The sequence below is a fragment of the uncultured Phenylobacterium sp. genome, from assembly GCF_902826855.1.
Classification (GTDB): domain Bacteria; phylum Pseudomonadota; class Alphaproteobacteria; order Caulobacterales; family Caulobacteraceae; genus Phenylobacterium.
In genome coordinates this window covers 15,610-27,973 of record NZ_CADEGK010000010.1, presented here as the reverse complement: position 1 = coordinate 27,973, position 12,364 = coordinate 15,610, and the positions used below count along the sequence as shown (strand labels likewise).

The following is a 12,364-nucleotide window of genomic DNA, read 5'->3' as shown; positions in this document are numbered from 1 at the left end:
GCTACCCAGCTTTGGCCGGGGCAGGCGCGGCGGCGACCGGCGCGGGGGCCGGCGCGGCGGGCGCGGCGACCGGCGTCTCGGCCGCAGGTTTGGCGGCTGCCTGCTGCGTGGCGGGGGCCTTCTTGCGCGCGGCGGCCTTGCGCGGCGCAGCGGCCTTCTTCGGCGCCGGCGCGGTCGGGTCGACGCTGGGCTTGGGCGTCGCGGCGGTCGAGTTGGCGAGCTGGTCGGCCATGACGGCGGCGGCCTGGGCGGCGCCGAAGCGGCGGGCCAGGGATTCGGTCAGCCGCTTGGCTTCGGCGGCGGGCATCTGGGCGATGATGGCAGAGAGCTCGCGCTCCTTCATCTTCGCCGCAATCGGGATGCGAACGCTGTCGTCGAGCACGACCATGCGCGGCGCGGCGTCCTTGGCCTTCATGCCCTCGAACACCTTCACCAGGCGGTCGACCTCGGCGGCTTCCTTGGAATTGGTCTGGACCAAGAGGTTCTTCACCTCGCCCTTCAACCCGTTCAGGGCGCGGATCTTGGCGTCGACCTTGGCCTCGGCGGCGGCCATCAGTGCAAGCTGAGTAGAGAAGCTGTTCTCGCGGGCGTCCAACTGACCGCGGCGAGCGCCGAGGCTCTGTAGGACCTGCAGCTCGGCGGGGCTCAGGCCGGCCTGCTTGGCGAGTTCCGCGGCCGTCGGGGCGCAGACCGCCTTGGGGGCGATGGAGGGCGACGGCAGGGCTGCAGCGTCCGCGGCGGCGCCGGTGGGGGCGGCCTCACCCTCGGCGGGCTTCCCGTCTTCCGACTTGGCGGCCGCCTTCGCGGCCTTCGGCGGCTTCTCGGCCGTGCCCTTGGCGGCCTCCTCGGCGAAGGCCTGGGCGCCGGAGAGCAGGCTCGGCAGGTCGCGCGCACCCGAGAGCGCGTTGACGGCCATCACACCGGCGATGGCGACGCCGACGAGAGGCAGGAGGCGAGGTACGGACTTCAACGACGGGCTCCGGCGTGGCGGTCTGGGACGTGACGGTCGAGGGTCAGCGGCGCGTCCTCGAAAAGGTCGTCGTCTAGCAGCGAGGTCACGCGGCGGCCCGGCAGCGGGGGCCGGCCGACCAGGGGCTCGGCGGCGACGGGCGGGGCAGTCCTGGCCTGCGCGGCCGCGTCCTGCTCGGCGAGGCGCGAGCGGGCCATGGCCAGCAAAGCGCCAAGGCGCTCCTCGGCCGCGTTGGGGCGCGGCGGGGGCGTGACGGGGGGCATCGCGCCACCCAAGGCGCGGCTGGAGGCTCGCTCCGGCGCGGCGGTGCGCGGCAGTTCGGGGGCGGCGCTGACCAGGCGTTCCAGCTTGATCGCCAGCGCTCGGCCCTTCTCGATGCGATCCGACAGCATGTCGGTGGCCTCGTCGGTGGCGGCGCGAAGGTCGGCGAGACCCTGTTCGGCGCGCTGGGCCGCCAGGTTCAGGTGCATGACGGCGGCCTCGAAGCCCTCATGGCTGTCGCGCAGCGCCTTCAGGCGCTTGTTGAGCCGCAGGCCTACGACCATGGCGGCGACCAGGAGGCCCCCCAGCAGCAGGTTCATCCCGATGACGACGAAGGGGCTCATGACGACAACCTCTGGACGGCCTGGCGGGCGGTGGGGGTGAGCGGGGCTTCCACGCGCACGGCGATGTGGGCGTTGCGTCGGCCCATGCGGCCGCGGGTCAGCGGTATGGCGCCGGCCCGCAGTTCGATGAGGCTGTCGGGACCGGCGTTCAGCATTAGCGTGTCGCCGACCTTCAGCTCGAGCACCCGCCTCAGGCTGATCTGCTGCTCGTCGAGCACGGCGCGGACGTCCATCTGGGTGGTCCACAGCTCGGTGGCCAGGTGGCTTTCCCAGATGTTATCGCGGCCGAACTTCTCGCCCATGAACTGCTGCAGCAGCATTTTGCGGATGGGTTCGAGAGTGGCGTAGGGCAGCAGGAGCTCGATACGCCCGCCGCGGTCTTCCATGTCGATGCGCAGCTTCACGAGGATGGCGGCATTGGCCGGCCGGGCGATGGCGGCGAAGCGCGGATTGGTCTCCAGGCGGTCCAGCGTGAAGGTCACCGGCGTCAGCGGCTCGAACGCCTCCTTGGCGTCGGCCAGCACCACCTCCACCATCCTCTGCACCAGCACGCGCTCGATGGTGGTGTAGGGCCGGCCCTCGATGCGCATCGCCGCTGTGCCGCGACGGCCGCCCAGCAGGACGTCGACGATGGAGTAGATCAGGTTCGAGTCGACCGTCAGCAGGCCGTAGTTGTTCAGCTCCTCGGCCCGGAACACCGACAAGATGGCCGGCAGCGGGATCGAGTTCAGGTAGTCGCCGAAGCGGATCGACGAGATGTTGTCGAGGCTGACCTCGACGTTGTCGGAGGTGAAGTTGCGCAGGGACGTGGTCATCAACCGCACCAGGCGGTCGAAGACGATCTCCAGCATCGGCAGGCGCTCGTAGGAGACCAGCGCCGAGTTGATGATCGCGCGGATGCCGGTCCGCTCGGATATCTCGTCGTCGGAGAGGTCGAAGCCCAGCAGGCTGTCGATCTCATCCTGGTTGAGGATGCGCTCAGAGGAGGCCGACTCAGCGACCTGAGCCGAGTTCCATTCGCCTTTGCCCTCCGCGCCCTCCGTGGGGGCTGCGGGCGCTTCGGCCTCGGCTTCGGGGGCGGCTTCGGATTCGCTGGCCATGGGCTTCAGGGATCAACAGGCGCTTGCGCGCTAGTTGATCAACATCTCCTCGATCAGGACGGCGTTGGCCTTGGACGGCGAGATCACCAGGTTCACCCGGCGCAGGATTTCCATGCGCAGCTGGTAGGAGCCCTGACTGCCGGAGAGGTCCTCCGGGCGCAGCTCGCGCAGGAAGCTTTGGAACATGTCCTGAAGGCGCGGCATGTTGGGGTCGAGTTCCTCGACCGCCGCCTCGTCAGGCAGTTCCAGCGTGAGCTTGAGCTTCAGGAAGGTGGGCCGACCGTCGGCGGTCTGCATGTTCACGACCACCTCGGGCATGGTGTAGAAGACGACCCCGTTGGGACCTTCCTTGACCACTGCGGCGCCCTTCTCCCCTTCCTTGCCCTTCTCGGCCTTTTCTTCCTTCTTCTTGTCCTTCTTCTTCTCCTTGCCGTGGTCGCCCTTCTCGGCGTGCGCCTCGGGCTTGGGCTTGAGGAAGATGAAGGCGGCCGCGCCGCCGCCGCCCAGCACGACAAGCGCGCCGACGCCGGCGATGATCATCAGCTTCAGTGGCAGCTTTTTCTTGGCCGGGGCCTCGCCCTCGGCGCCCTCGGCGACCTCCGGGGTTTCCCCCTCGGCCTCCTTCGGCTTCTTTTCCTTCTTCGCCACGCGCGTGGTTCCTTAGAATAACGGCACGACTACGAATGGCGGTCTTTGGTTAAGAAGCGGTTTTTAACATCTCTTAACGGGCGCGAATCCTGCCCGGCATTTTCCGCCGCGCGACGGCTGTTAACTTTCTTGCCCGTTGATCTTGCTGACGTTTTCAGTTGGCCCGAAGCTTGCAGTCCTTGAGAGCCGAAACGTCGCACTCAAGGCTCCAGCAGAAGTCCCATGGACAACGCCCTCTACGTCGGCCTCTCCCACCAGATGGTGCTCCGTCGCGAGATGGACATCATCGCCAACAACATCGCCAACCTGGACACCAACGGCTTCAAGGTGGAGTCGCTGATGCAGAAGACCGATCCGGCCTATCCGGCGGCCACTTTCAGCGCGCCCAAGCCGGTGAAGTTCGTCGCCGCCGACGGCGTGGCCCGCGACTTCGGCCAGGGCATCCTGGTGAAGACCGGCGCGCCGCTGGACATGGCCGTCGAGGGGCAGGGCCTCTTCCAGGTGCAGGGCCCCAACGGGCCGCGCTTCACACGCGACGGCCGCTTCACCACCGATCCGACCGGCAAACTGGTCACCCAGGGCGGCCTGGCCGTGCTGGACGAGGGCGGCGGCGAGATCATCATCGACGCCGAGAAGGGCCAGGTCGCCATCGGGCCCGACGGCTCCATGAGCCAGGGCAATGAGCGGGTCGGCAAGATCGGCATGTTCGTCTTCGCCAACGCCGGCGCTCTCGAGAAGAGCGGCGACAACCTCTATCGCAACACCTCGAACCTCGCGGCCGAGAAGGCCGAGAAGGCCAACTTGCGCCAGGGGTTCCTCGAAAGCTCCAACGTCAAGCCGGTCCTGGAGATCACCCGCATGGTCGAGGTGAGCCGGGCCTACGAAAAGACCGCCAAGATGATCGACAGCCAGGCCGACCTCAGCCGTCGGGCGGTCGAGCGTCTCGGCCGCGTCCAGTAAAGGAATAACGACAGATGCAAGCGCTCCGCACCGCGGCCACCGGCATGGCCGCCCAGCAGATGAACGTCGAGGTCATCTCGAACAACATCGCCAACATGAACACCGTGGCGTTCAAGCGCCAGCGGGCCGAGTTCCAGGACCTGCTCTACCAGACCTTCGAAGCGGCCGGGACGCAGTCCTCCGACCAGGGCACCATCGTCCCGACGGGCGTGCAGGTCGGCGCTGGCGTCAAGGCCGGGGCGGTCTATCGCGTCGGCACCCAAGGCGCCCTGACCCGCACCGACAACCAGTATGACATCGCGATCGACGGTCGCGGCTACTTCCAGGTGCTGACCCCCTCCGGGGAGACCGCCTACACCCGCGCCGGCAACCTGTCGGTCAACGACCAGGGCCAGCTGGTCACCCAGGACGGCTACGCGATCGAGCCGGCGATCACGATCCCGACCGACGCGGTCTCGGTCTCGATCTCCAAGTCAGGCCAGGTGGAGGTGAGCCAGGCGGGCCAGACGGCCCCCAGCGTCGTGGGCGTCATCGAGCTCGCCACCTTCGTCAACGAGGGCGGCCTGAGCGCCATCGGCGGCAACCTGCTGATGGAGACCGCGGCCTCCGGCTCACCCACCACCGGCACGCCAGGCTCGGTCGGCATCGGCACCCTGGTGCAGGGCTACACCGAAGCCTCCAACGTCGACGCCGTGGCCGAGATCACCGCCCTGATCGTCGCCCAGCGCGCCTATGAGATGAATTCCAAGGTGATCTCCACCGCCGACAACATGCTGGCCACGGCCAACCAAGTGAAGGCGTAGATCATGAAGGCGATCGCAACACTGGCCGCTCTCCTCGTCGCCACACCCGCCTTCGCCGGCGCGCCGGTGACCCTGAAGACGGACGCCTTCGACGCGGACGGCGTGGTGACCCTGGGCGAGATCTTCGACGGCGCCGGCGCGGCCGGCCGCACGCCGGTGGCCTCGCGCACGGGCAATTCGGTGATGCTCAACGCCCAGGCGGTGCGCCTGGCCGCCGCCCGCGCCGGCCTGGACTGGGCCAACGCCGAGGGTCTGCGCCAGATCGTCGTCCGGAGCGGAGCCCCCACGGGTCTGGCCGGCCCGGCCGCCGCGCGCGGCAACATCGACATCCTGACCTGGGCGCGGAGCATCTCAGCCGGCGAGGTCATCCGGCCCGCCGACCTGGTCTGGGGCAAGGCGGCGACCGCGCCGGCCGACGCCCCTAGCGACCCGGACATGATGGTCGGCCAGGCCGCGCGCCGCGCGTTGCGCGCCGGGGCCGCGGTCACGGGCCGCGACGTCGCGGCCCTCCAGGTCGTCAAGGCCAACGAGATCGTAACCCTCGTCTACGAAAACGGGGGGGTCTCGCTCTCGCTCCAGGCCAAGGCCCTTTCGGGCGGCGCTGTCGGCGAGACGATCAACGTGCAGAACGTCACGTCCAAGAAGACCGTCCAGGCCGTGGTCACGGGACCCGGCCAGGCGGCGGTCGGTCCCGCGGCCGAGCAGCTGAAGCTGCCCCGGTCCACCCGTGTCGCGCTCCGTTGAAGGACAACATCCATATGCGCCTGCGCATCCTCGCCCTCGCCGCTCTGGCGCCCCTGGCTGCTTGCTCCACCGTCAAGGAGGCCGTCAGCGGCCCGACGCTGTCGCAGGTGGGTTATCCGGCCGCCCTGATGCCGAACGATCAGTCGGTGCTGGGCTCTGCCCGCCTGCCCGGCCCGCAACCGGCCAGCGCCAACTCGCTCTGGCGCACCGGCGCGCGCGCCTTCTTCAATGACCAGCGCGCCAGCCGCATCGGCGACATCCTGACCGTCCAGATCGATATCGACGACAGCGCCAAGACGACCAACGCCACGGCCTCCTCGCGGACCTCCGGCCTGAAGGCGGGCGTCCCGCACCTGCTGGGCCTGGAAACCAGCCTGGGGAAAATCCTGCCGGGCGCCTACGACCCCGCAAATGCGCTGGAGACCAACTCCACGACCTCCAACGCCGGCTCCGGCCAGGTAAACCGGTCGGAGAAGATCAGCCTGACCATCGCCGCCGTCGTGACCAGCGTGCTGCCGAACGGCAACATGGTGATCCAGGGCGTCCAGGAAGTGCGCACCAACACCGACCTGCGCCAGCTGACCGTCGCCGGCATCGTGCGCCCGGAGGACATCTCCTCGGCCAACACGGTGCGCCACACCCAGATCGCCGAAGCTCGCATCAGCTACGGCGGCCGCGGCGACATCAGCCGCGTGCAAAAGGTCCCCGCCGGCCAGTCGCTGATCGAGCGGTTCTCGCCGTTCTAGGCTCCGGGCCGACCAGCGGCGGGTGACGCGCCTATGGCTATTGCAGCGCGGCCGCTCGCCCCCTCCACCATCGGCTCTTCGGCCGATGGTCCCCCTCCCGCCGCTGCGCGGGGGAGGTAAGGATAGAGCGGTCGGCTGGACGTAACCCCTTACCTCCCCCGCGAAGCGGCGGGAGGGGGACCGCCGGCCGAGCGCAGCGGAGAGCCGGGGGTGGAGGGGGCGAGCCTCACGCTCTGCGCGCGCGACAGCCCTTCGACCGTCAACAGGATGCCGTCCATGACGCTGTTCAGCTCGTTGTAGACGCGCGACGCCGGGATGCGCAGCACGGTCACGCCCTGGGATCGAAGCCAGCGGTCTCGCTTCTCGTCACGCCATTGCGCGTCATCGTCCCAATGGGTCGAGCCATCGACCTCGATCGCGAGGCGGACTGAGGGACAGTAGAAGTCGACGATCACCGACCCGATCGGGTGCTGTCTGCGGAAGGTGGGCCGGTCCCCGCTGCGACCTCTCAGGCGCGTCCAGAGGACGACTTCCGCGTCGCTCATTGACTTGCGGAGGACTCGAGCCCGGGTGGTGATGCGTCTTGAGCGCATGAGAACATAATGCGAACATGCCGGGGCAGCTGTCAACCTCGCGCGGCTGCTCACCCCCTCCGCCACTATGCGGAGGCGGTAAGGGGTCTGTCGGGTGGATGGGTTAGCTAGGCCCTGCGCCCCGCCGCAGAGGCGTTGTCGGCGCCGAGGGCGGCCAGGGCGGCGCGGACGATGCCGTCGGCGTCGAGGCCCGCCTGAGCGTACATGGCGTCCGGCTTGTCGTGGTCCTGGAAGATGTCGGGCAGCATCAGGGTGCGCACCCTGAGGCCACGGTCCAGGGCGCCGTGCTCGGCGAGCGCGTGGAGCACGAAGGCGCCGAATCCGCCAATGGCCCCCTCTTCCACCGTGATCAGGGCTTCGTGCTCGCGGGCCAGGCGCAGAATCAGGTCGATATCCAGCGGCTTGGCGAAACGGGCGTCGGCGACCGTCGCCGAGAGGCCGCGGGCGGCCAGCATGTCGGCGGCCTTCAGCGCTTCGCCCAGGCGCGTGCCCAGGGAAAGGATGGCGACGGCCGTGCCCTCGCGGACGATGCGGCCCTTGCCGATCTCGAAGGGTGCGGCGAGGCCGGGGATCTGGACGCCGGTCCCCTCCCCGCGCGGATAGCGGAAGGCGGACGGGCGGTCGTCGATGGCGACGGCGGTGGCCACGGCCTGGGCCAGTTCGGCCTCGTCGGACGGGGCCATCAGGATCATGCCCGGGAGCTGGCCCATGAAGCCGATGTCGAAGGATCCGGCGTGGGTGGCGCCGTCCGCGCCCACCAACCCCGCGCGGTCCATGGCGAAGCGGACCGGCAGCTTCTGGATCGCCACGTCGTGGACCACCTGATCGTAGCCGCGCTGCAGGAACGTCGAATAGATCGCGCAGAACGGCTTCATGCCGTCCGCCGCCAGGCCCGCGGCGAAGGTCACCGCGTGCTGCTCGGCGATGCCGACGTCGAAGGTGCGTTCGGGAAACCTCTGGCCGAACAGGTCGAGGCCCGTGCCCGACGGCATGGCCGCCGTGATGGCCACGATCTTAGGCTCCAGCTCGGCGTGCTTGATCAGCTCCTGGGCGAAGACCTTGGTGTACTGCGGCGCGGCCGGGGTTCCCTTGGCCTGCAGCCCGGTGACCACGTCGAACTTGACCACCGCGTGGTGCTTGTCCGCCGCGCTCTCCGCCGGAGCGTAGCCCTTGCCCTTCTGGGTGACCACGTGGACCAGGACGGGCTTGTCCTCGATCTTGCGGGCGTTCTTCAGCACGCTGACCAGGGCGTCCATGTCGTGGCCGTCGATCGGGCCCACGTAGTAGAAGCCCAGTTCCTCGAAGAAGGTGCCGCCGGTGACCATGCCGCGGGCGTATTCCTCGGCCTTGCGGGCGGCCTCCTGCAGCGGCTTGGGGAAGGCCTTGGACATCGCCTTGCCCAGATGCCGCAGCGACTGGTAGCCGCCTCCCGAGACCAGCCGCGCCATGTAGGCGCTCATCCCGCCCACCGGCGGGGCGATCGACATGTCGTTGTCGTTGAGGATGACGGTGAGCTGCCCCGTCGTTTCGCAGGCGTTGTTCATGGCCTCATAGGCCATGCCTGCGCTCATCGACCCGTCGCCGATCACGGCGACCACCTTGTTGTCCTGGCCCTTCTGGTCGCGGGCCGCGGCGAAGCCCAGGGCGGCGCTGATCGAGGTGGCGGCGTGGGCGGCGCCGAACGGGTCGTACTCGCTCTCGCTGCGCTTGGTGAAGCCGGAGAGGCCGCCGCCCTGGCGCAGGGTGCGGATGCGCTCGCGCCGGCCGGTGAGGATCTTGTGCGGATAGGCCTGGTGCCCGACGTCCCAGATCAGGATGTCGCGCGGCGTCTCGTAGACGTGATGCAGGGCCACCGTCAGCTCGACCACGCCCAGGCCGGCGCCCAGGTGCCCCCCGGTCTGGGAAACCGCGTCGATGGTCTCGGCGCGCAGTTCGTCGGCCAGCTGGCGGAGCTGCGCGATCGAAAGGCTGCGGGTGTCAGCGGGCGAGGAAACCGTATCGAGCAGGGGCGTTTCGGGGGGCATGGAACGCGGACGTCCTCGGCTTTTTACTGGCGGCGCTCTAGCACGAAATCGACACTCGCCCGCAGGAATTCGGCCTGCGCCCCGAACGGATCCAGGTGGGATTTGGTCTGGGTTTTGAGCAGGCCAAGCCGCTCGCGGGCCGCATCGGCGCCCAGCAGGGTGACGAAATTGGTCTTCCCGGCCGCCGCGTCCTTGCCCACCGCCTTGCCCACGGCCTCGGCCTCGCCTTCCGCGTCCAGGAGGTCGTCCACGATCTGGTAGGCCAGCCCGATGTCATGGGCGAAGGCCATCAGGGCGGAGCGCTCCGCGTCCTGGGCGCGCGCGATGACGAGCGGCAGCTCGAAGGCGCAGGCGATCAGGGCGCCGGTCTTGAGCCGCTGCATGCGCGCCACCCCGCCCAGGTCCTCGCGGATGCCCAGCATGTCGATCATCTGGCCGCCCACCATGCCCCGTGCGCCGGCGGCCAGCGCCAGCCGATGGGCCAGTTCGGCGCGGACATTGCCGTCGGGATGGGTGTCGGGATGGGTCACGATCTCGAAGGCGGCCGCCTGCAGGGCGTCCCCGGCCAGCACCGCGGTCATCTCGTCGTAGGCCCTGTGCACGGTGGGGCGGCCGCGGCGGATGTCGTCGTCGTCCATGCACGGCAGATCGTCGTGGATCAGGCTGTAGGCGTGCACACACTCCAGGCCGCACGCGGCGCGCAGGACGTAGCCTTCGTCCAGGTCGAACATGCGGCCGGTCTCAAGGGCGAAGAAGGTGCGCAGCCGCTTGCCGGGGCCAAGCGCCGCATAGCGCATGGCTTCGGTGAGGCGGGCCTCCGGGCCATCGGCCCGCGGCAGCAGTTCGTCCAGCGCCACCGTGACCAGGTCGGCGGCCTCCGCCACGCGGCGGGTAAGGTCCATCAGCCGAACTCGGCGGGTTCGACGCCCACAGACCCGGCTTGCGCGCCGCCCGCCCCCATAACGATCTTCTCCACGCGCAAACGAGCAGCGGCCAGCCGCGTCTCGCAGTGGGCCTTGAGCGCCGCGCCGCGTTCATACATGCGGATGGAGTCCTCCAGCGGCGCCTGGCCGGACTCGAGCCGCGCCACGATCTGCTCGAGTTCCGCCAGGGCGGTCTCGAAGCTCATGGCGGCGATGTCGGCGGGCTCGGACATGTGCGGGGTCCCCAGTCGAGGCGACATTTAGTGGGGCGGGCAGGACGGGTCCAGCCGAAGTGGCTGCGGCAGAGCGCGCGGCAGCCAGCTGAATTGAACACGACGAAGACCCTGGCCACTGCCCGTGGAGCGGGCTGACGGGCGGACGTAGAGGACGCTTGACCGCCTCGGGCCGGAACAGCTACCGGCGGCCGATGGCCAAACCCGTTTTCATGCGCGAAGCGCTCAAGGCCCAAATAGAGGCCGGGCTGGCGGAAGTTGGAGCCCACTCCTACGGGGCGCCCGTCATCCGCTACCCTCGGCGGGGGCTACGGTTCGTCTGCGGCCGCTATTGCTCGTTCGGCGGGGAGGTTCAGGTCTTCCTGGGCGGCAACCACCGGCACGATTGGGTTACGACCTACCCGTTCCCTGCATTCAACTGGCCCAACGCGGCCGGCATCGGCGGCTACCACGTGGGGCGCGGAAACGTCGTCGTCGGGAACGACGTGTGGATCGGCTGGCGAGCTTGCCTGTCATCAGGTGTGACGGTCGGAGACGGAGCGGTGATCGCCACCTTGGCGCAGGTGACCAAAGACGTCCCTCCGTACGCCATCGTTGGCGGCAACCCTGCTCGCATCACCAGCTACAGGTTCGATGAGGAGACCATCGCAGCCCTGACGGCCATCCGTTGGTGGGACTGGCCGGAAGCGAAGGTGAACGAGGCCGTGCCTATGCTGATGAGCGGGGACATCCAGGCGTTCATCGAAAAGTATCGAGCCGGATAGGGCGCGCCGTCGCCGGCGCGCCCATCCTGCACCCGGCTGACGAGGCAAGAGCTTCCGACCGGCTGTCTCAGCGGAGGCGCGGGAGCTTCAGTTTGCGACCGGCTTGCCGGATGAGCTAGGCGTTGCATCGCCGCAGCTCGGCGGCATGCTCGAAGCCAGCCGTCGGAGGCGCGGATGAAGCTCAGGTGGTCCCGACGCCAGGTCGCCGCCGCGCTCGCCACCCTGGCGACCCCAGTCACCGCCGCGCCCAGGAGAACCGCTGTGAGAACCCGCACCGCGACGATGGCGGACATTCCGCAGTTGGTCCCGCTGCTGCTGGCCGACGCCGGGGCCCGGGCCATGCTCGACCCAAAGCTGTGGGCCGTGGCTGCGGACGCTGAAGCGCGGATCGGCGAGAACCTCCGCGCAGAACTCGGACCTGCGGCAAGGCCCGGTCCCAGGATGCTGTGGCTGGTCGCCGAGACGGGGGAGTCGATCGTGGGGGTGACCCATTCGATGATCATCCCGCCGCCCGGAATCTACGCCGTTCCGACTGCGCCGGGCCTTCTATTGGACGACTGCTTCGTCGCGCCCGCTGCGCCAGCGGGAACGGCCGAGGCGCTGTTGTTGGCGACCGAGGCGGCGCTGCAGCAGGCGGGCGCGGGCGACCTGATCGCTTCCTGCCCCAAGGGCGGGGCGTGGAGCGCGCTCTATGCGCGCCACGGCTATGAGCCGGTCACCGACTACCTGGGCAAGGCCGGGTTCGAGGCGCAGCCGGCGCCCGACGGGGTCCGCTCCGCTGTGGTCGGCGACGTACCCGCGATCGTGGCGCTCAGCGCCCGACATCGCAGGACGCTGGCCGAGCTCAATCCGCGGTTCTGGCCGACTCATGCGGAGGCCGACGCCCGCTTCGGGCGCTGGATGCAGATCAGCCTGACGCTCAGGGATCGCGACATGCTGGTCGCCGGGCCGACGGGCGACGTCGCGGGCTACATCATCGCCCAGCCGGCCTCCCCGCTGCACTTCCCGGCGGCCCACGACGTCAAGCCGCTGGGCACGATCGACGACTTCTACGCCGGGGATTTCGCCGAGGTTTCCGCGCCGGGGCGCGGAGCGGACGCCGAAGGCCTGCTGTCGGCGGCAGAGACCGCTTTCGCCCGGCGCGGGATCACCGGGGCCATCGCCGTCTGCCCGACGGCCTGGGCCTCAAAGAGCGCCCTGCTGGAACGGGCGGGCTACAGGAGGACGAAGGTCTGGCTGCTGAAACGGTAG

General features: G+C 69.3%; 14 protein-coding genes. 6 read left to right on the top strand and 8 right to left on the bottom strand.

Annotated features, from left to right (window positions below; genetic code table 11):
* Position 1: 1 nt before the first annotated feature.
* From QZV94_RS02935 to QZV94_RS02920, 4 genes are read right to left on the bottom strand one after another with little or no spacing between them, the layout of a single operon-like run.
* Complete coding sequence (locus QZV94_RS02935) at positions 2–970, bottom strand: hypothetical protein (protein WP_293676306.1); 969 nt, start codon at positions 968–970, stop codon at positions 2–4.
* A complete protein-coding gene (locus QZV94_RS02930; RefSeq protein WP_293676305.1) occupies positions 967–1,575 on the bottom strand; it encodes a DUF6468 domain-containing protein in 609 nt (202 codons plus the stop codon). Before QZV94_RS02930 ends, QZV94_RS02935 begins: the two co-directional genes overlap by 4 nt.
* Positions 1,572–2,675 carry a flagellar motor switch protein FliM gene (gene fliM / locus QZV94_RS02925; RefSeq protein WP_293676304.1) on the bottom strand — a complete coding sequence of 368 codons (1,104 nt, stop codon included), beginning with the start codon at positions 2,673–2,675 and terminating at the stop codon, positions 1,572–1,574. The genes QZV94_RS02930 and fliM overlap by 4 nt, the downstream gene beginning before the upstream one ends.
* Positions 2,676–2,705: 30 nt before the next feature.
* The gene (locus QZV94_RS02920) at positions 2,706–3,323 is read right to left on the bottom strand and encodes a flagellar basal body-associated FliL family protein (RefSeq protein WP_293676303.1); all 618 of its coding nucleotides are present in this window, start codon (positions 3,321–3,323) and stop codon (positions 2,706–2,708) included.
* A gap of 222 nt (positions 3,324–3,545) precedes the next feature.
* Here QZV94_RS02920 and flgF point away from each other — a divergent pair, with 222 nt between their 5' ends.
* Genes flgF through flgH form a run of 4 tightly spaced genes read left to right on the top strand, consistent with a single transcriptional unit; the run spans position 3,546 to position 6,576 of the window.
* Entirely contained in the window at positions 3,546–4,283 is a 738-nt protein-coding gene (flgF, locus tag QZV94_RS02915) for a flagellar basal-body rod protein FlgF (protein ID WP_293676302.1), read from the top strand.
* Positions 4,284–4,297: 14 nt separating this feature from the next.
* Entirely contained in the window at positions 4,298–5,086 is a 789-nt protein-coding gene (flgG, locus tag QZV94_RS02910; RefSeq protein ID WP_293676301.1) for a flagellar basal-body rod protein FlgG, read from the top strand.
* A gap of 3 nt (positions 5,087–5,089) precedes the next feature.
* On the top strand, positions 5,090–5,830 hold the full coding sequence (gene flgA / locus QZV94_RS02905; protein WP_293676300.1) for a flagellar basal body P-ring formation chaperone FlgA: 741 nt from the start codon (positions 5,090–5,092) through the stop codon (positions 5,828–5,830).
* A 14-nt stretch (positions 5,831–5,844) separates the two neighbouring features.
* A complete protein-coding gene (flgH, locus tag QZV94_RS02900; protein WP_293676299.1) occupies positions 5,845–6,576 on the top strand; it encodes a flagellar basal body L-ring protein FlgH in 732 nt (243 codons plus the stop codon).
* A 149-nt stretch (positions 6,577–6,725) separates the two neighbouring features.
* On the opposite strand, the gene QZV94_RS02895 is transcribed toward flgH, so the two are convergent.
* The 4 genes from QZV94_RS02895 to QZV94_RS02880 all read right to left on the bottom strand — a co-directional run bounded on the left by QZV94_RS02895 (position 6,726) and on the right by QZV94_RS02880 (position 10,349).
* Positions 6,726–7,169, bottom strand: coding sequence for an endonuclease domain-containing protein (locus QZV94_RS02895; RefSeq protein ID WP_293676327.1), 444 nt, complete (start codon positions 7,167–7,169; stop codon positions 6,726–6,728).
* Between the two features lie 107 nt (positions 7,170–7,276).
* Complete coding sequence (dxs, locus tag QZV94_RS02890; protein WP_293676298.1) at positions 7,277–9,193, bottom strand: 1-deoxy-D-xylulose-5-phosphate synthase; 1,917 nt, start codon at positions 9,191–9,193, stop codon at positions 7,277–7,279.
* A 23-nt stretch (positions 9,194–9,216) separates the two neighbouring features.
* Positions 9,217–10,098, bottom strand: a complete 882-nt coding sequence (locus QZV94_RS02885; RefSeq protein ID WP_293676326.1) for a polyprenyl synthetase family protein — start codon at positions 10,096–10,098, stop codon at positions 9,217–9,219.
* Positions 10,095–10,349 (bottom strand): exodeoxyribonuclease VII small subunit, encoded by a 255-nt coding sequence (locus tag QZV94_RS02880; protein WP_293676297.1) that lies wholly within the window; start codon positions 10,347–10,349, stop codon positions 10,095–10,097. The genes QZV94_RS02885 and QZV94_RS02880 overlap by 4 nt, the downstream gene beginning before the upstream one ends.
* Positions 10,350–10,543: 194 nt before the next feature.
* Between QZV94_RS02880 and QZV94_RS02875 the strand changes: the two genes are divergently transcribed.
* Both QZV94_RS02875 and QZV94_RS02870 read left to right on the top strand, forming a co-directional pair.
* Entirely contained in the window at positions 10,544–11,113 is a 570-nt protein-coding gene (locus tag QZV94_RS02875; protein WP_293676296.1) for a CatB-related O-acetyltransferase, read from the top strand.
* A gap of 261 nt (positions 11,114–11,374) precedes the next feature.
* Complete coding sequence (locus tag QZV94_RS02870; protein ID WP_293676295.1) at positions 11,375–12,364, top strand: hypothetical protein; 990 nt, start codon at positions 11,375–11,377, stop codon at positions 12,362–12,364.